This is a genomic window from Rahnella sp. CFA14(1/10) (assembly GCF_004195095.1).
GTDB classification, from domain to species: Bacteria; Pseudomonadota; Gammaproteobacteria; order Enterobacterales; family Enterobacteriaceae; genus Rahnella; species Rahnella perminowiae.
This window is the reverse complement of sequence record NZ_SEWS01000006.1, coordinates 335,057-360,892: the sequence shown is the minus strand read 5'-3', so window position 1 is coordinate 360,892 and position 25,836 is coordinate 335,057. Positions and strand designations below refer to the sequence as shown.

Below are 25,836 nucleotides of genomic sequence, written 5' to 3'. Positions count from 1 at the left end.
ACTTTGCTCTTTCGAGGTCATGCGGTATTAGCTACCGTTTCCAGTAGTTATCCCCCTCCATCAGGCAGTTTCCCAGACATTACTCACCCGTCCGCCGCTCGCCGGCAAAGTAGCAAGCTACTTCCCGATGCCGCTCGACTTGCATGTGTTAGGCCTGCCGCCAGCGTTCAATCTGAGCCATGATCAAACTCTTCAATTAAAAGTTCGATTTGCTTAAACATGTTAAGCGGTGCTCAGAGATTACTTCGTAATAATTCAACTAAATGAATTACTGCTTGGTCACTCTAAGACTTGATATTTTTTGCCACCGAGGTGGCTGATATCGTCTTGTGAGTGCCCACACAGATTGTCTGATAAATTGTTAAAGAGCATGCCGCGGTTCGCAAGGAATCTTATGCAGCGCGGGAGGCGTATATTACGTTTTCCCGCTGAAGAGTCAAGAGATTATTCATTCGAACATTCTTCTTTTTCTCTTCCTGGCCAGGCGACTTGTCAGTCGTTGTTCCCGGTCAGTGGAGGCGCATTATAGGGAGTTCTCAGAAGCCCGCAACCCCTAAATTAACTTTTTTTATCAACCGGTCATTAATCCAACAATTTTGCCCGAAATGGATAAATATCGACCGTTTTCCGCTAAAAACATCCCCGTTTTAAGCCGGAGCCTGGAGTAAACTCTCCTTTATAATAAGAGAAAGACATTCAGGAATACCTTACATGCTACTCAATGCGCATCAACAAGCGGCTCAACGTAACCTTTCTTATCTTCTTGCGGAGAAAATTGCACAACGTATTTTGTCTGGGGAATATCCGGAAGGTGCCATTCTTCCCGGCGAGAATGAGTTAGGAGAGATTTTTGGGGTCAGCCGCACGGCCGTGCGTGAAGCCGTAAAAACGCTGACGGCCAAGGGGATGCTTTTACCTCGTCCGCGAATTGGTACCCGGGTGATGCCACAATCAAGCTGGAACTTTCTCGATCAGGAATTACTGACCTGGTGGATGACCCGCGAAAACTTCGATCAGGTGATGGCACATTTTATTGTTTTGCGCAGAGCTCTCGAACCTCAGGCCTGCGCCTTAGCGGCACTCGCTGCCAGTAAAGAGCAAACGCATCAGCTCTCCCTCTATATGTATGAGATGCGCCAGCTACATAACAACTTCGATCGGGAACGTTGGATAACAGTAGATACGCAATTTCACCAGCTTATCTATGAAGCGGGGAAAAATCCGTTCCTGACTTCTTTCGCGAATTTATTCAGCTCAGTGTATCAGAGCTATTTTCGGGCAATTACCGGCAATGAGGTGATTAAGCTGGAGCATCACCAGCGGCTGACGGATGCCATTCTGGCCGGTGATGCCAATGCAGCACTTCTGGAATGTCAGAGCCTGTTACTTACCGATGAGTGATCCCACCGACTGACGCACGACCAGCTCCGGCGTTAATACTAATACCTGTGGTTGTGAATCCGGGTCTTGCAACCGATGTAGTAATGCATCAACGGCCAGTTCTCCCAGCGAGTCTTTAGGTTGATGGATTGTTGTCAGCGGCGGCATCATATATTGCGCTAACTGGATATCATCGTAACCCATCACGGCGACATCCTCAGGGACGCGCAATCTGCGCTGATAAAGAGCCTGATACACGCCAACCGCCATCGCGTCGTTACCGGCGAAAATTGCATGAGGCGGTTCAGGTAGCGCCAGCAACTTTTGCATTGCGGCTAATCCGCCTTCAAATTCAAAATCACCACTCACTTCATAACCGGGCAAAATCTTCAGACCTGCTTTCTCCATCGCCTGACGATAGCCACTGAGTCGTTCCTGCGCAGTCGTTTTATCCAACGGGCCGGTAATACAGGCGATGCGATGATATCCCTGACGGATTAAAAACGCCGTCGCCATTTCGCCGCCCAGCAGCGCGTTATCCTGAATAATATCTATCGCGCCATCAAACGGTGACCAGTCCATCATCACAATCGGCAGTGACGGATACCGGCTGATCGCATCTTTCGATGGCCGGTGGTTTTCAGTACACATGATGAGCAACCCATCGACCCGCTTTTGCAACAGCGTCTCCAGGCTGCGGTTCATACGCTCTGCATCATTATCTGTATTGCATAAAATGAGGCTGTATCCACGCTCATAACAACTGCGCTCCACTCCGCGCACGACTTCCGAATAGAAAGGGTTACTGCTGGCCGTCAGCAACATACCGAGAGTACGGGTCTGATTCAGCTTGAGGCTGCGGGCTAATGCGGAAGGCGCGTAGTTAAGTTGTTCTACGGCAGCATTCACTTTCTCAGCGATGGACTCACTGACAAAACGATTCTTGTTGATAACATGGGAGACTGTCGAGGTTGAAACGCCCGCAAGGCGGGCGACATCTTTCATGGTGGCCAATCAGGCCTCCTGTTGTGCGAGGAAATCGTCTATTTCGTTACGCCACGGAACGGAAGGTTGGGCACCAGGGCGCGTCACGGCAATCGCCGCCGCCGCATGCGCGAATCGTACCGCGCTATCCATCGTTTTACCTTCAAGCAACGCGGTGACTAATGCACCGTTAAAAGTATCACCTGCTGCTATTGTATCGACGGCTTTCACGCGAAACCCCGCCACCAACTTTCCTTCGCCGTTCTGGCTGAGCCAGACGCCTTTACTGCCCAGCGTAATGATGACGGTTGCGATACCTTTTTCATGCAAAGCTTTCGCAGCACATGCGGCAGCTTCATTACTGTCAACTTTAATTCCCGTCAGCTTTTCAGCTTCGGTTTCGTTCGGGGTGATTATATCCACCCGCGCAAGTAATTGATCCGGCAATTCGCATGCAGGAGCCGGATTGAGGATCACCTGGGTACCGTTGTCTTTGGCAATCTTCGCTGCCGCAATCACCGTATCAAGAGGGGATTCCAGTTGCATTAATAAAGCAGAAGCCCCGATGACCTGCTGTTTATAGCGATCAAGGTATGCCGGGGTGACAGCTTTATTAGCTCCCGCATCGATACCAATAACATTCTCACCTTCCGCATTCACAAAAATCAGCGCTACGCCAGTGGTAGTGTCTTTAATGGCTTCAATGGGTTGCGTGTCAATATGGTCACTGGCCAGCTGCTTGCGAACGCGCTCACCAATATCATCATCTCCCACACAAGCAATAAAAGAAATATCAGCACCACTGCGACCGGCTGCAACGGCCTGATTCGCCCCTTTGCCGCCAAAGGCTACGGTATACTGCTTGCCAATAACCGTTTCGCCCGGTAGCGGGAATTGGTTGATATTCAGAATGTGGTCAGCGTTGATACTGCCGAGTACCACCAGTTTGCCGGTTTTCATGTGGAGATCCCTGAGTCAAATAGCGCCTCCATCAGAAGGCGCAGTTACAGCGTAGATAAAAAGAGTATTACGGCTGAGCAACCAGTTTCAAATCAACAGGGATAACAGCAGGCACTTTTTCACCTTTCAATATTTTGTCTGCGGTCTGAACGCCGATCACACCGATTTGTTCAGGGCGCTGCGCAACGGTCGCACCCATTTTACCGCTGTTAACCGCTTTGATACCGTCTTCGGTGCCGTCAAAGCCAACAACCAGCACATCCGTTTTACCGGCAGTTTGCAGGGCGCGCAATGCACCGAGCGCCATTTCATCATTCTGAGCGAACACGGCCTGTACATCCTGATGTGCAGTCAGCAGGTTCTGCATAACGTTCAGGCCCTTGGTGCGGTCGAAGTCAGCAGGCTGGCTGGCGAGGATCTGGAAATGGTGTTTTTCAGCAGCCTGAGCAAAACCTTTACCACGTTCACGGGCAACAGACGTCCCGGCGATCCCTTCGAGTTCAATGACTTTAGCGTTTTCACCCAGTTTCTTGGCAATGTAATCACCGGCCATTTTACCACCGAAGGCGTTATCCGATGCAACGTGGCTGGCCACAACCCCCTTAGTAGCCTGACGGTCAAGGGTGATCACCGGGATTTTCGCCTGGTTTGCCATCGCAACGGCATTGCCTACCGCATCAGAATCAGTCGGGTTGATCAGCATCAGCTTAGTGCCACGAACCGTCAGATCCTGTACGTTTGCCAGTTCTTTCGCCGGGTTATTCTGAGAGTCAAGAACCACCAGGTTATAACCCAGTTTGTCCGCCTCTTTCTGCGCACCGTCTTTCATGGAGACGAAGAACGGGTTGTTCAGCGTGGAAACCACCAGCGCAATGGTATCTTTCGCCAGAACGTTAGCACTGAAAGAAGCGGTGATCGCTGCAGCGGAAACCCAGACAGCCAGTTTTTTCATATTCATGGTCATAAGTCCTGTAGGAGAGGTTATTTGTTGCTTTTGTTATCCACCAGAACCGCCAGCAGGATGACAACTGCTTTTACGATCATCTGGTAGTAGGAAGAAACACCTAATAAGTTCAAACCGTTATTCAGGAAGCCAAGGATCAATGCACCGATCAGCGTTCCAACAATGCGTCCTTTTCCCCCGGACAGGCTGGTTCCCCCTAATACCACAGCGGCAATCGCATCCAGCTCATAACCTGTACCCGCGTTCGGCTGCGCAGAGGATAATCGCGCCACTTCAATGATACTGGCCAGAGCGGCTAACAACCCACACAGGGAATAGACGATAATTTTAACTTTATCGACGCTGATACCTGACAGACGCGTAGCGGATTCGTTACCGCCCAGCGCGTAGATATAACGCCCTAGCCGGGTGTGATGCAGCATGTACCACGCCGCAATAAACACCACAGCCATCAGCCAGACGGGCGTCGGGATACCCAGCGGGCGACCGATACCAAACCAGCCAAATACATCAGCGACATCATTAAAACCGGTACTGATCGGGCTGCCGTTGGTATACACCATTGTGATACCGCGCAGCAGCAACATCATGACCAGCGTGGCGATAAACGCCTGAACCTTACCTTTGGCCACAATCATACCGGTGACGCCACCCACAGCGGCACCCAGCACCAGCGCAGCCCCCACAGCAACCAGCGCATTCACTTCCAGTCCGACAATCGAGGCGGCAACAGCACCGGTCAGCGCCAGCAAAGAGCCGACGGATAAATCGATACCGGACGTCAGGATCACCAGCGTCATACCCACCGCCATAATAGCGTTGACGGACGTCTGCTGGAGGATGTTAAACAGGTTGTTAACCGTAAAGAAATTCGGGCTCATGGAAGAAACCACGGCAATCAACACCAGCAGCGCAATCAGAGACTTTTGCTCCAGCAACCACTCTTTACTGATCCAGCGCTTTTTGGCTGGCAATGTCTGAGAACTCATATCTGATTACTCCTGCGTCACGCCGTATTGCTTGCCGACAGCAGCTGCCATCAACACTTCTTGCGTAGCCTGTTCTATCGGGAATTCACCGCTTAAATGACCTTCATGCATCACCAAAACCCGGTCACTCATGCCAATCACTTCCGGCATTTCTGAGGAAACCAAAATGATGCTCAGCCCTTCGCGCTTGAACTGGTTTATAAGCTGGTAAATTTCTTTTTTAGCACCAACGTCAACGCCGCGCGTCGGTTCGTCGAGGATCAGAACTTTCGGCCGCGTCATTAATCCACGGGCAATCGCCACTTTTTGTTGATTACCGCCGGACAGCAGGCCGATGGTCTGCATCATTGACGGTGTTTTGATATTGAAAAGGCGGATGAAATCGCCGACAGCCTGCTGTTCGTCGGCATGCTTAAGGCGCCCGCCGGTGTGACTGAAATAGCGCAACGCGGTCAGTGACATGTTTTCTTTCACAGACATACCGAGCACCAAACCATCGCGCTTACGGTCTTCAGAAATGTAAACAATACCGTTTGCCAACCCGTCTTGCGGAGAGTGAGTCACCACTTCGCGGCCATCTAGCGCCACATAACCACTTTTACGCGGTAGCGCGCCGTAGAGAATTTTCATCAGTTCGGTACGGCCGGCACCCATCAAACCGGAAACCCCCAGGATTTCGCCGCTGTACAGATCAAAGCTGATGTTGTTCACTCCCGGTCCGCTGATATCACGCACCTGCAGGCGCAGCGCACCGCGTTCATGATTAATACGCGGGTATTGTTCCTCCAGACGGCGACCCACCATCATTTCAATCAACGTGTCTTCTTCCAGTTCGCTGACCGGACGCTCTGCAATGAACTGCCCGTCACGAAATACCGTCACGTCGTCGCAGATTTCGAAGATTTCTTTCATGCGGTGTGAGATATACACCACGCCACAGCCGGCAGCTTTCAGTTCGCGTATAACGCTAAATAAAGAAGCGGTTTCAGTATCGGTCAGGGCATCGGTCGGCTCATCCATGATGATGACTTTGGATTCAAAGCTAAGCACCTTAGCTATTTCGACCATTTGCTGGTCGCCGATGGATAAATCCCCCACCAGCCGGTCACTTTTGTAACGCAGATTCAGGCGCGCCAGCAGTTTATCGGCTTCGGCATACATCTTCTTCCAGTTGATACGGCCAAAACCGTTTACAAACTCACGGCCAAGGAAGATGTTTTCAGCAATAGTCAGTTGAGGGATCAGATTTAATTCCTGATGGATAATCCCGATCCCGGCTTCCTGCGATGCTTTCGGACCGTTGAACGTCGCTTCCTTACCCAGAAAACGTACTGAGCCGGCATCTTTTTGATAGATGCCGGTCAGCACTTTCATCATGGTGGACTTGCCCGCGCCGTTTTCCCCCACCAACGCCATCACTCGTCCCGGATAGACGCTGAGCGCCGCGCCGGAAAGGGCTTTCACGCCGGGAAAGGCTTTATCAATGCCTGTCAGTTGCAGCAAAGGTTGCATAAAAGCCTCAGAAGGTTACGCCGGCACACAGAATAATGTTCGCATAAGGCGAACATTCCCCGCTGCGGATCACAGCCCGACTTTTTTCGCTTTGCGCTTTGAATGCCTCATGGCTGACGTAATCCAAAGCAATGGTGTTTCCCTGGTGTTGTTCGAGTTGTGTCAATTGGGCGAGCAACGCTTCATGGAGTTGAGGATTTTTAGTCTGGATTTCCTCGGCGAGGATAGCCCGCTCAACCTGCATCTCGTGTGTCACTACCTCTAAGACTTGTAAAAAGGTGGGGACTCCCTGGGTTAATGCCAGATCGATGCGTTGGCAAGCTGCTGGCACCGGAAGACCGGCATCGCCAATAACCAGCTGATCGGTGTGGCCTAACCGGGCAATAACATGTGAGATTTCGGCATTTAACAGCGGTGACTTCTTCATTGTGAACTCCTACAGCGAAACGTTTCGCTCATTGAAGAGTTTATAAAGATTAGCGGACATGGCAACGAGCTAGTGATGGAATTGTGATCAGCGTCGAAACGTTTCGCTGACTGATTCGGAAACAACGTGGAAATTTGAGTTATCGTTTAAGAAAGGCAGGAGCAGAAATAAAACAGGGTACCCGAAGGTACCCTTTGAGCGGCAGAAATGGGGATCAGATTTCCACCTGCGTGCCGAGTTCGATCACCCGGTTAGGCGGAATTTCAAACTGATCGGGCGCACGCAGGGCATTGCGGCTGAGCGCCATAAAGAGTTTCCCACGGAAGTACAGATACCACGGGCGCTTGGTCAGGATCAGCGATTCATGCGACATGAAGAATGACGTTTCCATCATCCGGCACGGTAATCCTTCCAGACCACAGCGATGGAATACTTCTTCCACGTTCGGCGTTTCTTTAAACCCGTAACTGGCTACTACACGCCAGAACGTCGGTGACAGCTGCTCGATGGTGACACGCCGGACATTATGCACATAAGGCGCATCTTCCGTGCGCAGCGTCAGCAGAACCACGCGCTCATGCAATACTTTGTTGTGTTTGAGGTTGTGCAGCAATGCAAACGGAATGACGTTGATGGCGCGAGACATATACACAGCCGTTCCCGGAACACGCACCGGCGGAGATTTTTCCAGAGAGGCGATCATCGCCTCCAGGGAATTCCCATGCTCGTTCATACGGCGCATAAGGCGGAAGCGTTCGCTCTTCCAGGTGGTCATCACGATGAACATGCACAAACCCAGCGTCAGTGGCAACCAGCCACCGGAGAACAGTTTGGTGGCATTCGCCGCGAACAGCGGGATATCCATAAACAGCAGACCGATCAGTAAAAGTCCGACCAGGAAGGGTTTCCAGTGCCAGTTTTTAAGCGCAACCGTACAGGAAAGTATGCTGGTCAGCACCATCGTACCGGTCACGGCAATACCATAAGCCGCCGCCAGATTGCTCGAATGCTCGAAGCTGGCGATAACAATAACCACCGCAAAATAAAGCAGCCAGTTGATAGCCGGAATGTAAATCTGGCCTGCTTCCATTTCTGACGTATGGATAATGCGCATTGGCGGTAAATAGCCCAAACGTACAGCCTGGCGGGTCAGGGAAAACACGCCCGAAATAACTGCCTGGGAGGCGATAATGGTCGCGAGTGTTGCCAGAATCAGTAACGGGATTAATGCCCAGTCAGGCGCCAGCAGGAAGAACGGGTTCTTAATCGATTCCGGTTTTTTCAGCAATAATGCGCCCTGACCGAAATAGTTCAGCACCAGAGAAGGCAGTACCACGGTGAACCAGGCCAGACGGATAGGGAATTTCCCGAAGTGGCCCATATCGGCATATAACGCTTCAACACCGGTAATCGACAGAACCACTGCACCGAGCGCCAGGAAGGAGAACGACTTATGCTCGATAAAGAAGTTAACTGCCCACATAGGGTTCATGGCGCGCAGCACTTCAGGATTCTGCATAATACTGTTGACGCCAAGCACCGCCAGCGTCAGGAACCACAGCAACATTACCGGTGCAAACAGTTTGCCCACGATGCCGGTACCATGCTTCTGAATAATGAAAAGCAGCGTCAGAACAGTAATAGAAAGAGGAACGATATAAGGATCGAGCGAAGGGGCTGCGATTTCCAGACCTTCCATTGCGGAAAGTACTGAAATAGCCGGAGTGATCACCACTTCACCATAGAAGAAGCTTCCCCCGATCAGGCCGAGAATGACCAGAACGGCAGTGGTTCGCGCCGACGTGTTTCTGCCTGCCAGAGACATCAGCGTCAGAATACCCCCTTCGCCTGCGTTGTCCGCCCGCATCACATAAGTGAGGTACTTGAGCGAAACAATGAGGATTAACATCCAAAAAATCAGAGAAAGAAAGCCAAAAACGACGCTGGGTTCAACGTTAAAACCATAATGACCAGAAAAACACTCTCTTAAGGTATAGAGAGGACTGGTACCAATGTCGCCATAGACCACACCAATGGCGGCCAGGGTTACTGCTGGGAGTGACCGTTTATGTTCAGTGCTCATATTTCGTTTCTTTTTTGCTCGAACATCCGTAAGCGATGTGTGCGCTCAGACTTATGATGCCCACTAAAAGGCGCACAGTATGCACGAATAAATCAGATTGCCTACCCTTAAATGCGCAGTGAAACCGGCGTTCTTATGAACGAGGTCGCATTTTTGATAATAGAAAATTTTTAGTAATCAACAAGCTATAACGATAAAAATAAACGTGGAATATCGTCACCAGCCAGTACACTATTCAATAACTTAATGGATACCGAAAGAGACAGTATGGCGCAATCTCCCCTTTTGGCAGAACGGATAGCCCGTCTTGCCAACGCATTAGAACATGGCCTGTACGAACGGCAGGATGCCATACGACTTTGCCTTTTGGCCGCCCTGTGCGGCGAAAGCGTTTTCCTGCTGGGGCCGCCGGGCATTGCAAAAAGTCTGATCGCCCGTCGCCTGAAATTCGCGTTCCGCCATGCCCGCGCTTTTGAATATCTTATGACACGCTTTTCCACGCCGGAAGAAGTCTTTGGTCCGCTATCAATTCAGGCCCTGAAAGATGAGGGCCGCTATCTGCGTCTGACCGAAGGTTATTTGCCGGAAGCTGAAATTGTCTTCCTTGATGAAATCTGGAAAGCCGGTCCCGCCATTCTCAACACGCTTCTGACCGCCATCAACGAGCGCCGGTTCCGTAATGGCGAGCGTGAAGAAGCAATACCTTTACGTCTGCTGGTCAGCGCTTCCAACGAATTACCCGAAGCTGATGGTGGTCTTGAGGCACTGTATGACCGCATGCTGATCCGTCTGTGGCTGGATAAAGTGCAGGATAAGCAAAATTTTCGCTCACTGCTGACCAGCCGTAACAATGAAAGCACTAATCCGGTAGCAGAGTCTCTGAGTATCAGTGATGAAGAATACCAACAATGGCAGCCGGAGATCGACAAAGTCAATCTTTCAGACAGTTGCTTTGAGCTGATCTTCCAGCTGCGCCAGCGCCTTGATGCCCTGGATACTGCCCCTTATGTTTCTGACCGTCGCTGGAAAAAAGCCCTGCGCCTGTTGCAGGCCTGTGCATTTTTCAGTGGCAGAAAAGCGATTACCCCGGTGGATCTGATCCTGCTGAAAGATTGTTTATGGCATGATCTCAATACGTATAACCTCCTGCACACTCAGATTGAGCAACTCATCACTGAGCAGGCTTATCAGCAGCAGGCATTGCTGATGAAAATCCAGCAGCTTAATCAGCAGTGGATGCAACATCAGCAACAACAGAGCACGCGTCAGTCAATCAAACTGAGTAAGAAAGCCGGGATTTTCAGCCGTAAGCCACAATACAGCCTGCCAGAATCACTCAATACCCCCAATCTGACCTTGTTATTGCAAACGCCTTTGCACCTGCATGAAATAAAAGTCACACACTTATTATTCGAACGCAGCATCCTGGAAGAATGGCTCAATAAAGGGGGCGTAATGAAAGCCAAACTCAACGGGATTGGTTTTGTACAAACCGTGGATTTGGAAATCGATGACAAACAGCAAATTCTGGTGCTGGATGTGAGCCGTCAGAGCACACCACTGACACTGCCCGGCCATGCGCATATTGCTGTTCCCGACGAAATGAAAAATATGCTCAATGACCTGACCGCAAAACTGGCGCAGCAGAGGCATGAATTCAGCCAGCAGCAAAACTGCCTGTTTGTTCCGGCTGAATGGATGGCAAAAATTGAAGCCAGCCTGCTGCAGGTGGCTGAACAGTTGCGTCATCAGCAACAGACATTCAGCGGTCACTGATCATGTTCAGTCTCGAGTCACTGGATCTGCTGCTGGCGATCAGCGAAGCCGAACTGATTGAAGAACTGATTGTCGGCTTGCTGGCGGCGCCTGCACTGGTCGTTTTCTTCGAGAAATTTCCCCGTCTGAAGCGTGCATTAACCCGGGATCTTCCGGAATGGAAATTGCGCCTGCGCCAGAGGATCCACGAAACGCCGGTTCCTCATGAGCTGGCCAAAGAATTCTACCTTTACCAGCACTGTCAGCAGCTTGATGCCACGTCTTTTCAGTCCGGTCTCGCTTCCCTCATCGATGAACTGGTGCAACTCAGTTCTCCATTTGCTACAGAAGCCCGTACCTTACAGGAAAATAATGAAGCTTCGCGTACGTCAAAAACCGGCAATAGCTTTCATACTTTATTCCTTCAGCGCTGGCGCCTGAACCTGACCTTCCAGACGGTGAACGTTCATCATCAGTTGCTCGAACAGGAACAGGAGCAATTGCAGGAAGAATTGCTGCAACGTCTGCAGCTCAGCAGCGAGTTATCCCCTTTATTAGCCGAGAACGATACTGCCGCCGGACGTTTGTGGGACATGAGTAAAGGGAAGCGGCTGCGGGGTGATATTCAGTCACTGGCACGGTTTGGCGCTTTCCTTCAGCAACAGCCTGAACTGATGCATCTGGCCGAACAACTGGGCCGCAGCCAGACGGCCAAAACCAGTCCACATGAAGATGCAAAAATGGAAACGCACCGGCTGATGGTGCGCGAACCCGCGACAGTGCCGGAAGAAGTGAACGGCATTCATCAGAGCGATGATATTTTGCGCCTCATGCCGACGGAGCTGGTGACGCTGGGGCTGCCTGAGCTGGAATATGAATTCTATCGTCGCTTGCTGGAAAAGCGTTTGATGACATATCGCCTGCAAGGGGATGTCTGGCGTGAGAAAGTGGTCAAACGGCCGGTGGTCTATCAGCAACAGGAACCGCAACCGCGCGGGCCTTTTGTGGTCTGCGTCGATACGTCCGGTTCCATGGGCGGCTTTAACGAACAGTGCGCCAAAGCATTCTGTCTGGCATTACTGAAGATCGCTCTGGCGGATAACCGCCGATGTTACATCATGTTATTTGCCAGTGAAGTGATCCATTATGAACTGACCTCTAACGGTGGCCTGGATCAGGCGCTGCGCTTTCTGGGACAACATTTTCGCGGCGGTACCGATCTGGCAGCCTGCCTGAATGCCACACTGGATAAACTTGCTTCTCCGCAGTGGGAAGATGCCGATGCCGTGGTGATCTCGGACTTTATCGCCCAGCGGTTGCCAGATGAAGTACAAATGAAGGTCAGATCACTGCAGCGCGAAAAACATCACCGCTTTCATGCCCTGGCAATGTCACACTATGGTAAGCCCGGCATCCTGCGAATTTTCGATCATATCTGGCGCTTTGATACCGGGGTTAAAAGCCGCGTACAGCGACGCTGGCAGAGAAATTAAGCCCACAAGAGAAAGATGACCATGACTGAAATTTACCAGCTCGATGAGCTTGATCGCGGGATCCTCAACGCCCTGATGGACAATGCCCGTACGCCTTATGCCGAACTGGCAAAATTGTTTACTGTCAGTCCGGGGACGATCCACGTACGCGTAGAGAAAATGAAGCAGGCAGGCATCATTACCGGTGCGCATATTACCGTCAATCCCAAACAGCTGGGTTACGACGTATGCTGTTTTATTGGCATCATTTTAAAAAGTGCCAAGGATTACCCCTCTGCCCTGAAAAAGCTTGAGAATATAGAAGAAGTGGTTGAAGCCTATTACACCACCGGGCATTACAGTATTTTCATCAAGATCATGTGTCGTTCGATTGATTCCCTTCAGCATGTACTTATCAACAAGATCCAAACAATTGATGAGATCCAGTCAACCGAGACCCTGATCTCTCTGCAGAACCCCATCACACGCACCATCCAGCCCTGACATCTGATTTCTATACCCCTATTATCCACAGGTAGATCCCAGCTCATTCACAGCGTACAATAGTCTCCTTTTCCCGGGTGAGAGCATTATGTCTGACATTACCCTGATCAGTGGCAGTACGCTTGGCAGCGCCGAATATGTTGCAGAACATGTGGCAGAGAAACTGGAAGAAGCCGGTTTTTCCACCCAATTATTTCATGGCCCGGAGCTGTATGAAGTCCCGCAGGAAGGGATCTGGCTGGTTGTGTGTTCAACTCACGGCGCAGGTGAACTGCCCGACAACTTGCAACCGTTTATGGAGCAGTTGGAAGATCAGCAACCGGATCTGTCTAAAGTTCGCTTTGGTGCCTTAGGATTGGGCAGCAGTGAATATGACACTTTCTGTGGCGCGATCAATTCCCTGGATGACAAACTGACGTCATTAGGGGCAAAAAGGATCGGTGATCGCCTTGAGATCGACGTGACGCAATACGAAATTCCTGAAGATCCCGCTGAGGTTTGGGTGATCAACTGGATTAATTTGATCAAATAAGTGTAAATTTCAGGCGATCAGATGTGGATAACTAGGCTTAAAAGCAGGGTAAAACCCGTAGTTATCCCTCTAACAACCCCTGTACGCTTTTCATGCTGTGTATAACTCTCACTTCTGATCCCAGCTTATACTGTCCAGGATCACCGATCATTCACAGCATTCGATCCTTCTTAGCATGCTGATCTTAATAAACAAAAAAGACTTATGCACAGAGGATCGCGATCCTAATAGAAGTATTAATAAGAGATCTTTAAATAAAAAAGATCTTCTTTTAATTAGTGAAGATCCCCGGGGGCTTGTGGAAGCTCAAAACTTGAGTAGAATCCCTCCTCCCAACGCCATACAAAGAAAGTTCGCTTGAACGCCGAGGTGCAGTCGCATGTTTTATCCGGATCAATTTGACGTCATCATCATAGGTGGTGGCCATGCAGGTACTGAAGCTGCAATGGCTTCTGCACGCATGGGACGTCAGACCTTATTACTCACCCACAATATCGACACGCTGGGACAAATGTCGTGTAACCCTGCTATTGGCGGGATCGGGAAAGGACATCTGGTTAAAGAAGTCGACGCACTGGGTGGTCTGATGGCCACGGCCATCGATCATGCCGGCATTCAGTTTAGGATACTAAACGCGAGCAAAGGCCCTGCTGTCAGAGCGACCCGTGCTCAGGCTGACCGTGTTCTGTACCGCCAGGCTGTCCGTACCGCTTTGGAAAACCAGCCAAACCTGATGATCTTCCAGCAACCTGTTGAAGACCTGATCGTTGAAAACGATCGGGTCGTTGGTGCTGTGACCAAAATGGGGCTGAAATTCCGCGCTAAATCGGTTGTACTGACTGTCGGCACTTTCCTGGATGGAAAGATCCACATCGGTCTGGAAAACTACAGCGGAGGCCGTGCAGGGGATCCTCCTGCAATTTCTTTGTCTCAGAGACTGCGAGAGCTACCTCTGCGCGTCAACCGTCTCAAAACCGGTACACCACCGCGTATCGATGCCCGTACCATTGATTTCAGCGTACTGGCACAACAACACGGTGATAATCCGGCGCCGGTATTCTCGTTCATGGGTAATGTGTCGCAGCATCCGCGCCAGATCCCGTGTTACATGACGTATACCAACGAAAAAACCCATGATGTGATCCGCAACAACCTGGATCGCAGCCCGATGTATGCCGGGATCATCGAAGGGATCGGCCCGCGTTACTGCCCGTCGATCGAAGATAAAGTCATGCGTTTTGCCGATCGCAATTCGCATCAGATCTTCCTGGAACCGGAAGGACTGACCAGCAACGAAGTGTATCCGAACGGGATTTCAACCAGCCTGCCATTTGATGTGCAGATGCAGATCGTCCGCTCAATGCAGGGGATGGAAAATGCGGTGATCGTTCGTCCCGGCTATGCCATTGAATACGATTTCTTCGATCCGCGTGATTTGAAACCAACGCTGGAAAGCAAATTTATCGCGGGTCTGTTCTTTGCCGGACAAATCAACGGTACGACGGGTTACGAAGAAGCCGCTGCGCAGGGCTTACTCGCCGGTATGAATGCCGCCCGTTGCGCCAGTGAAGAAGACGGCTGGGCACCACGTCGTGATCAGGCTTACCTCGGTGTGCTGGTTGACGATCTGTGTACGCTTGGCACTAAAGAACCGTACCGTATGTTTACGTCACGTGCTGAATATCGACTGATGCTGCGCGAAGACAATGCTGATTTACGTTTGACAGAAAAGGGCCGTGAGTTAGGCCTGGTTGACGATGCCCGCTGGGCACGATTCAACGAAAAGTTGGAAATGATCGAACAGGAGCGTCAGCGTTTGCGTGGTATCTGGGTGAACCCTCATCATGCCCAGGTTGATGAAATCAACGCGCATCTTTCTGCCCCGCTTTCTAAAGAAGCCAGTGCGGAAGAGCTGCTGCGTCGTCCTGAAATGACCTATGAATTAATCACCCGACTTTCCCCGTTCGCTCCTTCTGTTCCGGATGTGCAGGCGGCAGAACAAGTGGAAATTCAGATAAAATATGAAGGTTATATTGCCCGTCAGCAGGAAGAGATCGAAAAACAGCAGCGTAACGAAAATACGGTGCTGCCTGTCGATCTTGATTACCGGCAGGTGAATGGCCTTTCAAATGAAGTGATCGCCAAACTTAACGATCACAAGCCAACCTCCATTGGTCAGGCCTCACGGATCTCCGGTATTACGCCGGCTGCAATCTCAATTTTGCTGATCTGGCTTAAAAAACAAGGTTTGCTGCGCCGCAGCGCATAAACGACTGCTCTGATGACCGCCCTTGGTATCCCGAAGCGGCGGTCGATTCTTACTTTTCCCATCATTTTGTATGTTTTATCATTTTTAAACCGGGTTGTTCCCGGCATATCGATTCTGTCTGAGGATTCACCGTGCATAATAAACTCGACTCGCTGCTTGCTGCGGCAGGAATAGCGTTACCCGATCAGCAAAAACAACAACTGATTGGCTATGTTGAACTGCTGCATAAGTGGAACAAAGCCTACAACCTGACATCTGTCCGTGACCCGATGCAGATGCTGGTACGTCATATTATGGACAGCATTGTGGTGAACGAGCATTTGCAAGGTAGCCGTTTCATTGACGTTGGAACCGGCCCGGGTTTACCGGGGATCCCTCTGGCCATTGTTCGCCCTGATTCACACTTTACGTTGCTGGACAGCCTGGGTAAGCGCGTGCGTTTTTTGCGTCAGGTTCAGCATGAGCTGGGGCTGAAAAATATCGAGCCTATACAAAGTCGTGTGGAAGAATTTGTGCCGAATCCACCTTTTGATGGGGTGATAAGCCGTGCTTTCGCATCAATGCAGGATATGCTTTCCTGGTGTCACCATCTGCCCGTGAAAGGTGAGGGGCATTTTTATGCCTTAAAGGGTGTACGTCCTGATGATGAACTTGCTGCGCTGCCGGCAGGGATTACTCTGAAGTCAGTCATTAAGCTGCAGGTACCCGAACTTGACGGCGAACGTCATCTGATAATTCTTAGCGCAAACTAAAGTTGCGATTTATCAAAAAAGATTTAAAAAAAACATGTGTTAACTTAGTTAAAATGAGCAGGCTAATTATATAGCAGGGAAGAACACCCAAACACCGCTTTTTTACACCCTGATAGCATTTCTGAGATGTTTTTATTTTAATCCGGAGCGTAATAGTCACTTTTGAAATTGAACGGGCATCAAGCTGCTGATATTCAATTTGTAATGAAAATGTTGTTATTTGTTGGGTTGTTGTGTAAATAAATCGAGCCTATTTTTAAATAAGTTTGATATTCGAGCAGTATTTCATTAACAATTTGATTTATATGGCTTTTAAAAAGCCTGTTTAGCTAAAGACATTGAAAGCATGCTGGGTATATAAAGGGATTAGCGTTAATTATGTGATCCAGTGCACGCTTCTTTGTCGGGTGATGAAATAACCGAACCAAAGTAAAAAGGGCAAATTCAGCTATAGTTTGGTTGGCAAAATAGTGATGAAGAGGAAAATTTAAATAATTGTTCACCTTTTCGCTACTTATCCATTGAATTCGTTCCTGTGCCCCGTATAATTTGCTCGGTTTTTGCTGCTTGACTCAAAACAGTAAAGGCAGTGATATACGGCATTCAGTATACCTCCAGCTAGGTACTCGATACGGAGAGAACAAACGTCATGTCTGTATCCGGTATTTTACACAGTACACAGAGTGTGAAGGTTGCCAGAAAGCTATTGATACTGCAGTTATTGACCTTTGTTCTGCTCAGTGCAGTATTTGGTTTAAAAAGCCTGGAATGGACCCTATCGGCTCTTATGGGTGGGTTGGCCGCTTGGTTACCAAATATACTGTTCATGCTGTTTGCATGGCGTCATCAGGCGCAAACAACGGTCTCTGGACGGGTTGCCTGGTCCTTTGCAATTGGAGAAGCGCTGAAGGTGCTGGCTACGGTGATCTTAATGATTATCGCACTTGGCCTGTTTAAAGCGGCTTTTGCTCCGTTGGGGTTGGCCTATTTATCGGTGTTGATGACTCAGATTTTGGCACCGGCCGTCATTAACAGTTACCGTACTTAACTACTAAAGGGTAAGAGGCATCATGTCTGCATCAGGAGAAATCTCTACTCCACAAGAGTATATCAGTCACCATCTGACTCAGCTTCAGATCGGGACGGGATTCTGGTCGATTAACATCGATTCGATGTTTTTCTCCGTGTTCCTCGGAGTACTCTTTCTGGTTATTTTCCATCGCGTAGCCAAAAACGCCACCAGCGGTGTCCCGGGGAAGCTGCAAACCGCAGTTGAACTGGTCGTTGGTTTCGTCGACAGCAGCGTGCGTGACATGTATCACGGCAAAAGCAAAGTGATTGCACCTCTCGCGCTGACCGTCTTCGTCTGGGTGTTTATGATGAACCTGATGGATTTGCTGCCAATTGATTTGCTGCCGACTATCGGTGAAAAATTGCTTGGTCTGCCTGCGTTGCGTGTGGTTCCAACGGCTGACGTGAACATCACGTTGTCCATGGCGCTTGGCGTATTCATTCTGATTCTTTTCTATAGCATTAAGATGAAAGGCTTTGGCGGTTTCATCAAAGAACTGACAATGCAGCCATTCAATCATCCGGTTTTCATTCCGATTAACCTGATTCTTGAAGGTGTCAGCCTGCTGTCTAAACCAGTTTCACTGGGTCTGCGACTGTTTGGCAATATGTATGCGGGTGAGTTGATCTTCATCCTTATTGCTGGCCTGTTGCCGTGGTGGTCACAGTGGATCCTGAATGTGCCTTGGGCCATTTTCCACATCCTGATCATTACGCTGCAAGCCTTTATTTTCATGGTTCTGACGATCGTCTATCTCTCGATGGCATCTGAAAAACACTGATTTTCTTTCAACACTACTGCGTTTTAACTGAAACAAACTGGAGACTGTCATGGAAAACCTGAGTATGGATCTGCTGTACATGGCTGCCGCTGTGATGATGGGCCTGGCGGCAATCGGTGCTGCAATCGGTATCGGCATCTTGGGTGGTAAATTCTTGGAAGGTGCTGCACGTCAGCCTGACCTGATCCCTCTGTTGCGTACACAGTTCTTTATCGTTATGGGTCTGGTCGATGCAATCCCAATGATTGCGGTTGGTCTGGGTCTGTACGTGATGTTTGCTGTCGCCTAACATTGAGCTTGCTCACTGTTAATCGAACTACATCAAATAATTCACTTTGAAAGAGGCATTGTGCTGTGAATCTTAACGCAACAATCCTCGGCCAGGCTATCGCGTTCGTCCTGTTTGTCGTGTTCTGCATGAAGTACGTATGGCCGCCAATTATGGCTGCCATCGAAAAACGTCAGAAAGAAATTTCTGAAGGTTTATCTTCCGCAGAACGCGCAAAAAAAGAGCTGGACTTAGCGCAAGCCGATGCGACCGACCAACTGAAGAAAGCCAAAGCTGAAGCTCAGGTAATCATCGATCAGGCGAACAAGCGTAAAGCCCAAATCGTCGACGAAGCAAAAGCTGAAGCCGAGCAGGAACGTAACAAGATCGTGACGCAAGCCAAGGCAGAGATTGACGCCGAACGCCAACGCGCCCGTGAAGAGTTGCGTAAGCAAGTCGGGATTTTGGCCATTGCTGGCGCCGAGAAGATCATCGAACGTTCCGTGGATGAAGCTGCTAACAGCGACATCGTTGATAAACTGGTCGCTGAACTGTAAGGAGGGAGGGGCTGATGTCTGAATTTGTAACTGTAGCTCGCCCCTACGCCAAAGCAGCTTTTGACTTTGCCGTTGAGCACCAAAGCTTAGACCGCTGGCAGTCCATGTTAGCGTTCACGGCTGAAGTCACGCGCAATGAACAAATCGAAGAACTGCTTTCCGGTGCTAGCGCGCCTGAAACTTTGTCTAAAACGTTTATTGCCGTATGTGGTGACGAACTCGACGACGCAGGCCAAAACCTGATTAAGGTGATGGCTGAAAATGGACGTTTACGCGTTCTACCGCAAGTACTGGAGCAGTTTATTGAACTGCGCGCCTCTCTTGAGGCTGTTGCTGAAGTTGAAGTAACTTCAGCAAATCCGCTTACGGAAGAACAGCAGGCAAAAATTGCCGCTGCGATGGAAAAACGTCTGTCTCGCAAAGTTAAGCTGAATTGCAAAATTGACAAGTCTGTTCTTGCCGGTGTCGTAATCCGTGCAGGTGATATGGTGATTGATGGCAGCGTTCGCAGTCGTCTGGAACGCCTGGCAGACGTCTTGCAGTCTTAAGGGGACTGGAGCATGCAACTGAATTCCACCGAAATCAGCGAACTGATCAAGCAGCGCATTGCTCAGTTCAATGTGGTGAGCGAAGCTCACAATGAAGGTACTATCGTTTCCGTCAGTGACGGGATCATCCGCGTGCACGGCTTAGCCGATGTCATGCAAGGCGAAATGATTGCGTTGCCGGGTAACCGTTACGCTATCGCCCTGAACCTGGAGCGCGACTCTGTAGGTGCCGTTGTAATGGGCCCTTACGCTGACCTCGCCGAAGGTATGAAAGTAAAATGTACTGGCCGTATCCTGGAAGTTCCTGTTGGCCGTGGCCTGTTAGGTCGCGTTGTTAACACCCTGGGTGCGCCAATTGATGGTAAAGGTCCGGTAGAGCACGACGGCTTCTCAGCTGTTGAAGCGATCGCACCTGGCGTTATCGAACGTCAGTCCGTCGATGAACCTGTGCAGACAGGTTATAAGTCCGTTGATGCCATGATCCCAATTGGTCGTGGTCAACGTGAACTGGTCATCGGCGACCGTCAAACCGGTAAAACCGCTCTGGCGATCGATGCGATCATTAACCAGCGTGATTCCGGCATCAAATGTATCTATGTGGCTATCGGCCAGAAAGCGTCCACTATTTCTAACGTGGTTCGTAAACTGGAAGAGCACGGCGCACTGGCAAACACCATCGTTGTTGTTGCAACTGCATCAGAATCTGCTGCACTGCAATACCTGGCACCGTACTCCGGTTGCGCAATGGGTGAATACTTCCGTGACCGCGGTGAAGACGCACTGATCGTTTATGATGACCTGTCTAAACAGGCTGTTGCTTACCGTCAGATCTCCCTGTTGCTTCGTCGTCCACCAGGTCGTGAAGCTTACCCAGGCGACGTTTTCTATCTCCACTCCCGTCTGCTGGAACGTGCTGCGCGTGTAAACGCCGAGTATGTTGAAGCATTCACCAAGGGTGAAGTGAAAGGCAAAACGGGTTCCCTGACTGCGCTTCCAATCATCGAAACGCAAGCGGGTGACGTTTCCGCGTTCGTTCCGACCAACGTAATTTCGATTACTGATGGTCAGATCTTCCTGGAATCTAACCTGTTCAACGCCGGTATTCGTCCTGCGGTTAACCCGGGTATTTCGGTATCCCGTGTGGGTGGTGCTGCTCAGACTAAGATCATGAAGAAACTGTCCGGTGGTATTCGTACCGCTCTGGCACAGTATCGTGAGCTGGCTGCGTTCTCGCAGTTCGCTTCAGATCTGGATGAGGCAACCCGTAAACAGCTGAACCACGGTCAGAAAGTGACTGAGCTGCTGAAACAGAAACAATACGCTCCGATGTCAATCGTTGCGCAGTCTCTGATTATCTTCGCAGCAGAACGTGGTTATCTGGAAGACGTTGAGTTGTCTAAAGTCGGTAGCTTCGAAGCGGCACTGTTGGCTTACGCCGACCGTGAGCACGGCGAGCTTCTGCAGCAAATCAACCAAACTGGTGCGTATAACGATGAGATCGAGGGTAAATTCAAAAATATCCTTGATACCTTCAAAGCAACCCAGTCCTGGTAACACCTCGCGGCCTTGCTGTCCTGCCTCTGGCAGATAAGCAGCAGGCCGTTTGGTAATGAGGAGAAGCAGAGATGGCCGGCGGAAAAGAGATACGTAGTAAGATCAGCAGCGTGCAAAACACGCAAAAGATCACTAAAGCGATGGAAATGGTCGCCGCCTCCAAAATGCGTAAAACGCAGGATCGCATGGCGGCCAGCCGTCCTTATGCAGAAACCATTCGTGAAGTGATTGGTCACCTTGCGCTTGGGAATCTGGAATACAAGCACCCGTACCTGGATGAGCGTGAAATTAAGCGCGTCGGGTATCTGGTGGTGTCTACCGACCGTGGTCTTTGTGGTGGTCTGAACATTAACCTGTTCAAGAAACTGCTGTCAGAGATGAAAGGCTGGTCCGAAAAAGGTGTTGAAGTTGATCTCGCACTGATCGGTTCCAAAGCAGCTTCTTTCTTCGGCTCCGTTGGGGGCAACGTTGTTGCTCAGGTGACTGGCATGGGGGATAACCCTTCTCTGTCAGAACTGATCGGGCCGGTGAAAGTGATGTTGCAGGCTTTCGACGAAGGTCGTTTAGACAAGTTATGCGTTGTTAGCAATAAGTTCGTCAATACCATGTCCCAGGAACCACGTATCGTTCAGTTGTTGCCTCTGCCACCTGCAGAAGACGGCGAACTGGCGAAAAAATCCTGGGATTACCTGTATGAGCCGGACCCTAAAGCACTGCTGGATACTCTCCTGCGTCGCTATGTGGAATCCCAGGTTTATCAGGGCGTCGTAGAAAACCTGGCCAGCGAACAGGCCGCGCGAATGGTAGCGATGAAAGCCGCAACCGATAACGGCGGCAGCCTGATCAAAGAGCTGCAGTTGGTATACAACAAAGCTCGTCAGGCCAGCATCACTCAGGAACTCACCGAGATCGTCGGGGGAGCCTCCGCGGTTTAAGCTAGGTTTACGAATTACGTAGAGGATTCAAGATGGCTACTGGAAAGATTATCCAGGTAATCGGCGCCGTGGTGGACGTCGAGTTCCCTCAGGATGCAGTACCGAACGTGTACAATGCTCTTGAGGTAGAAAACGGTACCTCCAAACTGGTGCTGGAAGTACAGCAACAGTTAGGCGGCGGCGTTGTTCGTTGTATCGCAATGGGTACCTCAGACGGCCTGCGTCGCGGTCTGAAAGTGAACAACCTGGAACACCCAATTGAAGTACCGGTGGGTAAAGCGACTCTGGGTCGTATCATGAACGTATTGGGTGAACCAATCGACATGAAAGGTGCAATCGGCGAAGAAGAACGTCGTGCGATTCACCGTGCTGCGCCTTCTTATGAAGAGCTGGCAAACTCTCAGGAATTGCTGGAAACCGGTATCAAAGTTATGGACCTGATGTGTCCGTTCGCTAAGGGCGGTAAAGTCGGTCTGTTCGGTGGTGCGGGTGTAGGTAAAACTGTAAACATGATGGAGCTGATCCGTAACATCGCGATCGAGCACTCCGGTTATTCTGTGTTTGCAGGCGTGGGTGAGCGTACTCGTGAGGGTAATGACTTCTACCACGAAATGACTGACTCCAACGTTATCGACAAAGTTTCCCTGGTGTATGGTCAGATGAATGAGCCACCAGGTAACCGTCTGCGTGTTGCACTGACCGGCCTGACTATGGCGGAGAAATTCCGTGATGAAGGTCGTGACGTACTGCTGTTCGTTGACAACATTTACCGTTACACCCTGGCCGGTACTGAAGTGTCCGCACTTCTGGGCCGTATGCCATCGGCGGTAGGTTATCAGCCAACGCTGGCGGAAGAGATGGGCGCTCTGCAAGAACGTATCACCTCTACCAAAAGTGGTTCCATCACCTCCGTACAGGCCGTTTACGTTCCTGCGGATGACTTGACTGACCCATCACCTGCTACCACCTTCGCTCACTTAGATGCGACCGTGGTTCTGAGTCGTCAGATCGCGTCACTGGGTATTTACCCGGCGGTTGACCCACTGGATTCCACCAGCCGTCAGCTGGATCCACTGGTTGTTGGTCAGGAACACTACGATGTGGCTCGTGGCGTGCAGTCTATTCTGCAACGTTACCAGGAACTGAAAGACATCATCGCGATCCTGGGTATGGACGAGTTGTCAGAAGATGACAAACTGGTTGTATCCCGTGCGCGTAAAATTCAGCGTTTCCTGTCCCAGCCATTCTTCGTGGCCGAAGTCTTTACCGGTTCTCCGGGCAAGTTCGTATCGCTGAAAGATACCATTCGTGGTTTCAAAGGCATTATGGACGGCGACTACGATCACCTGCCGGAACAAGCGTTCTACATGGTTGGCACCATTGATGAAGCAGTGGAAAAAGCCAAAAAACTGTAACGCTAGCTTGTTGTGAGAGAGGATGACATGGCTGAAAAAGCTTACCATCTGGATGTTGTCAGTGCGGAAAAACGTATGTTTGCCGGCATGGTACAAAAGATCCAGGTGACGGGTAGCGAAGGCGAACTGGGTATTTTCCCGGGGCATGCTCCGCTGCTCACCGCCATCAAGCCTGGCATGGTGCGCATTGTTAAAGAACACGGTGAAGAAGAGTATATCTATCTTTCCGGCGGCATCCTTGAGGTGCAACCGAATGCAACGACCGTGTTGGCTGATACTGCAATCCGTGGGCAAGACCTCGACGAAGCGCGAGCGCTTGAAGCTAAGCGCAAAGCGGAAGAACACATTAGTGGTTCTCACGGCGACGTTGATTACGCTCAGGCGTCAGCGGAACTGGCTAAGGCGATCGCGAAACTTCGCGTTATCGAACTAACCAGAAAAGCGATGTAACTAAATCAGTTTAAAAAGCGACCTTCGGGTCGCTTTTTTTTTGTTTTTAAAAAAGCGTATTTTCAGTCATTTCCCCAAGGTTAATTTTCGATTTTAGTGGAATACTTGGACGATTAGTGGACGCTTTACCCTCCGTTTTTTTGCTGTAGTCTATGTCGTGTTCAACCCTTGCTGGCTGCGGCTTTCGGGTGGTTTTTGAAGCGAAATATGTAGTAATCCGTCCATTGAACGGATTACATTTGTCACTCAAATTGGATTTGTCAGGTTACCTATGTCGAACAGCACACTGAGTGTGGTGATCCTTGCCGCGGGCAAGGGAACACGCATGTATTCCAACCTTCCAAAAGTTCTTCATTCCTTGGCGGGCAAGCCAATGGTCCAGCACGTTATTGATGCGGCTACGCAGGTCGGCGCCCGCAACGTGCATCTGGTCTATGGTCACGGTGGCGATTTATTGAAGAAAAATCTGGCGGGCAGTGATCTGAACTGGGTATTGCAGGCAGAGCAACTGGGGACCGGTCATGCGATGCAGCAGGCGGCGCCTTATTTTGCCGATGACGAAGATATCCTGATGCTGTACGGCGATGTTCCGCTGATTTCCGTCGATACGCTGAATAATTTACTGCAAGCCAAACCGGAAGGTGGCATAGGTTTACTGACGGTGGTGCTGGATGATCCCACTGGCTATGGGCGTATCGTCCGTGAGAATGGCATCGTTACCGGCATCATTGAGCAAAAAGATGCCAGCGAAGAACAGCTGAAAATCCGTGAAATTAACACCGGCATCCTGGTCGCCAATGGCGCGTCATTAAAACGCTGGCTCAGCCAACTGAGCAACAACAATGCGCAGGGTGAATACTACATCACGGACATTATTGCGATGGCGCACGCCGAAGGACATATCATCGCGACGGTGCATCCGGCGCGTAACAGTGAGGTGGATGGTGTGAATAACCGCCTGCAACTGTCCCGTCTTGAACGCGTATATCAGAGTGAAAAGGCAGAGCGTCTGTTGCTCGAAGGCGTAATGCTGATGGATCCGGCGCGGTTTGATCTGCGTGGCGAACTGTCGCACGGTATCGACGTACTGATAGATACCAATGTCATTATCGAAGGTCACGTAAAACTGGGTGACCGCGTCAAGATCGGCGCAGGCTGTGTGCTGAAAAATTGCGTTATCGGCGACGATTGCGAAGTCAGTCCGTACAGCGTATTCGAAGATGCAGTGCTGGAAAGCGGCTGTACGGTCGGGCCTTTTGCCCGTCTGCGTCCCGGCGCTGAACTGGCAGAAGGTGCGCATGTTGGCAATTTCGTTGAAATCAAAAAAGCGCGTCTCGGCAAAGGCTCAAAAGCGGGCCATCTCTCCTATCTTGGCGATGCTGATATAGGGGATAACGTCAATATCGGCGCAGGTACCATTACCTGTAACTACGACGGCGTAAATAAGCATAAGACCATCATCGGGAATGATGTCTTTGTAGGTTCAGATTCTCAACTGGTCGCGCCCGTGACAGTGGGGAATAACGTGACCATCGCCGCCGGTACAACGGTCACCCGCGACGTGCCGGACAAGGGTTTAGTGTTAAGCCGGGTGCCTCAGTTACATAAACCAGACTGGCAGAAACCGGTAAAGAAAAAATAAGCTGTTCATAATAATCCCCAACTCTCTACAA

24 protein-coding genes and 1 rRNA gene are annotated in these 25,836 nt (G+C 50.4%); 17 read left to right on the top strand and 8 right to left on the bottom strand.

The window, feature by feature from the left end; genetic code table 11:
• Nucleotides 1-199, bottom strand: a 16S ribosomal RNA gene (locus tag EVX52_RS14605); the annotation flags it as partial.
• A gap of 512 nt (nt 200-711) precedes the next feature.
• Here EVX52_RS14605 and EVX52_RS14600 point away from each other — a divergent pair.
• Nucleotides 712-1,401 carry a FadR/GntR family transcriptional regulator gene (locus tag EVX52_RS14600; RefSeq protein ID WP_129954164.1) on the top strand — a complete coding sequence of 230 codons (690 nt, stop codon included), beginning with the start codon at nt 712-714 and terminating at the stop codon, nt 1,399-1,401.
• Here EVX52_RS14600 and rbsR read toward each other — a convergent pair.
• From rbsR to kup, 7 genes are all read right to left on the bottom strand, one after another.
• Entirely contained in the window at nt 1,384-2,394 is a 1,011-nt protein-coding gene (gene rbsR / locus EVX52_RS14595; protein WP_129991566.1) for a ribose operon transcriptional repressor RbsR, read from the bottom strand. The two genes, EVX52_RS14600 and rbsR, sit on opposite strands and share 18 nt — an antisense overlap.
• On the bottom strand, nt 2,395-3,324 hold the full coding sequence (rbsK, locus tag EVX52_RS14590) for a ribokinase (protein ID WP_129991565.1): 930 nt from the start codon (nt 3,322-3,324) through the stop codon (nt 2,395-2,397).
• 67 nt (nt 3,325-3,391) lie between these two features.
• Nucleotides 3,392-4,282, bottom strand: coding sequence for a ribose ABC transporter substrate-binding protein RbsB (gene rbsB / locus EVX52_RS14585; protein ID WP_129954158.1), 891 nt, complete (start codon nt 4,280-4,282; stop codon nt 3,392-3,394).
• A gap of 23 nt (nt 4,283-4,305) precedes the next feature.
• Nucleotides 4,306-5,277 (bottom strand): ribose ABC transporter permease, encoded by a 972-nt coding sequence (gene rbsC, locus EVX52_RS14580; protein WP_129954156.1) that lies wholly within the window; start codon nt 5,275-5,277, stop codon nt 4,306-4,308.
• Between the two features lie 6 nt (nt 5,278-5,283).
• Nucleotides 5,284-6,789: a ribose ABC transporter ATP-binding protein RbsA gene (gene rbsA, locus EVX52_RS14575; RefSeq protein ID WP_129991564.1), complete on the bottom strand. Its 1,506-nt coding sequence runs from the start codon at nt 6,787-6,789 to the stop codon at nt 5,284-5,286.
• Between the two features lie 7 nt (nt 6,790-6,796).
• The gene (gene rbsD, locus EVX52_RS14570) at nt 6,797-7,216 is read right to left on the bottom strand and encodes a D-ribose pyranase (protein WP_129954152.1); all 420 of its coding nucleotides are present in this window, start codon (nt 7,214-7,216) and stop codon (nt 6,797-6,799) included.
• Between the two features lie 214 nt (nt 7,217-7,430).
• The gene (kup, locus tag EVX52_RS14565; protein ID WP_129991563.1) at nt 7,431-9,299 is read right to left on the bottom strand and encodes a low affinity potassium transporter Kup; all 1,869 of its coding nucleotides are present in this window, start codon (nt 9,297-9,299) and stop codon (nt 7,431-7,433) included.
• A 267-nt stretch (nt 9,300-9,566) separates the two neighbouring features.
• On the opposite strand from kup, the gene ravA reads away from it, so the two are divergent.
• From ravA to glmU, 16 genes are all read left to right on the top strand, one after another.
• The gene (gene ravA / locus EVX52_RS14560) at nt 9,567-11,075 is read left to right on the top strand and encodes an ATPase RavA (protein ID WP_129991562.1); all 1,509 of its coding nucleotides are present in this window, start codon (nt 9,567-9,569) and stop codon (nt 11,073-11,075) included.
• A gap of 2 nt (nt 11,076-11,077) precedes the next feature.
• Nucleotides 11,078-12,547 carry an ATPase RavA stimulator ViaA gene (gene viaA / locus EVX52_RS14555; RefSeq protein ID WP_129991561.1) on the top strand — a complete coding sequence of 490 codons (1,470 nt, stop codon included), beginning with the start codon at nt 11,078-11,080 and terminating at the stop codon, nt 12,545-12,547.
• A gap of 21 nt (nt 12,548-12,568) precedes the next feature.
• Complete coding sequence (gene asnC / locus EVX52_RS14550) at nt 12,569-13,030, top strand: transcriptional regulator AsnC (RefSeq protein WP_129954144.1); 462 nt, start codon at nt 12,569-12,571, stop codon at nt 13,028-13,030.
• An 88-nt stretch (nt 13,031-13,118) separates the two neighbouring features.
• Nucleotides 13,119-13,562, top strand: a complete 444-nt coding sequence (gene mioC / locus EVX52_RS14545) for an FMN-binding protein MioC (protein WP_129991560.1) — start codon at nt 13,119-13,121, stop codon at nt 13,560-13,562.
• Nucleotides 13,563-13,941: 379 nt separating this feature from the next.
• Nucleotides 13,942-15,831, top strand: coding sequence for a tRNA uridine-5-carboxymethylaminomethyl(34) synthesis enzyme MnmG (gene mnmG / locus EVX52_RS14535; RefSeq protein ID WP_129991559.1), 1,890 nt, complete (start codon nt 13,942-13,944; stop codon nt 15,829-15,831).
• Nucleotides 15,832-15,962: 131 nt separating this feature from the next.
• Nucleotides 15,963-16,583 carry a 16S rRNA (guanine(527)-N(7))-methyltransferase RsmG gene (gene rsmG, locus EVX52_RS14530; protein ID WP_129954138.1) on the top strand — a complete coding sequence of 207 codons (621 nt, stop codon included), beginning with the start codon at nt 15,963-15,965 and terminating at the stop codon, nt 16,581-16,583.
• A gap of 649 nt (nt 16,584-17,232) precedes the next feature.
• A complete protein-coding gene (atpI, locus tag EVX52_RS14525) occupies nt 17,233-17,631 on the top strand; it encodes a F0F1 ATP synthase subunit I (RefSeq protein ID WP_129954135.1) in 399 nt (132 codons plus the stop codon).
• Between the two features lie 22 nt (nt 17,632-17,653).
• Nucleotides 17,654-18,436: a F0F1 ATP synthase subunit A gene (gene atpB / locus EVX52_RS14520; RefSeq protein WP_129954133.1), complete on the top strand. Its 783-nt coding sequence runs from the start codon at nt 17,654-17,656 to the stop codon at nt 18,434-18,436.
• A 49-nt stretch (nt 18,437-18,485) separates the two neighbouring features.
• Complete coding sequence (atpE, locus tag EVX52_RS14515; RefSeq protein ID WP_004093904.1) at nt 18,486-18,725, top strand: F0F1 ATP synthase subunit C; 240 nt, start codon at nt 18,486-18,488, stop codon at nt 18,723-18,725.
• A gap of 65 nt (nt 18,726-18,790) precedes the next feature.
• Nucleotides 18,791-19,261, top strand: a complete 471-nt coding sequence (gene atpF / locus EVX52_RS14510) for a F0F1 ATP synthase subunit B (protein WP_120133800.1) — start codon at nt 18,791-18,793, stop codon at nt 19,259-19,261.
• Between the two features lie 14 nt (nt 19,262-19,275).
• The gene (gene atpH, locus EVX52_RS14505; RefSeq protein WP_015699277.1) at nt 19,276-19,809 is read left to right on the top strand and encodes a F0F1 ATP synthase subunit delta; all 534 of its coding nucleotides are present in this window, start codon (nt 19,276-19,278) and stop codon (nt 19,807-19,809) included.
• A 12-nt stretch (nt 19,810-19,821) separates the two neighbouring features.
• Nucleotides 19,822-21,363: a F0F1 ATP synthase subunit alpha gene (atpA, locus tag EVX52_RS14500; protein WP_013577682.1), complete on the top strand. Its 1,542-nt coding sequence runs from the start codon at nt 19,822-19,824 to the stop codon at nt 21,361-21,363.
• Nucleotides 21,364-21,434: 71 nt separating this feature from the next.
• Nucleotides 21,435-22,298, top strand: coding sequence for a F0F1 ATP synthase subunit gamma (gene atpG, locus EVX52_RS14495; RefSeq protein ID WP_013577683.1), 864 nt, complete (start codon nt 21,435-21,437; stop codon nt 22,296-22,298).
• A gap of 32 nt (nt 22,299-22,330) precedes the next feature.
• Nucleotides 22,331-23,713, top strand: a complete 1,383-nt coding sequence (atpD, locus tag EVX52_RS14490; protein WP_013577684.1) for a F0F1 ATP synthase subunit beta — start codon at nt 22,331-22,333, stop codon at nt 23,711-23,713.
• A 27-nt stretch (nt 23,714-23,740) separates the two neighbouring features.
• A complete protein-coding gene (locus EVX52_RS14485; protein WP_101077831.1) occupies nt 23,741-24,163 on the top strand; it encodes a F0F1 ATP synthase subunit epsilon in 423 nt (140 codons plus the stop codon).
• Between the two features lie 271 nt (nt 24,164-24,434).
• On the top strand, nt 24,435-25,805 hold the full coding sequence (gene glmU, locus EVX52_RS14480; protein WP_129991558.1) for a bifunctional UDP-N-acetylglucosamine diphosphorylase/glucosamine-1-phosphate N-acetyltransferase GlmU: 1,371 nt from the start codon (nt 24,435-24,437) through the stop codon (nt 25,803-25,805).
• Nucleotides 25,806-25,836: the final 31 nt, after the last annotated feature.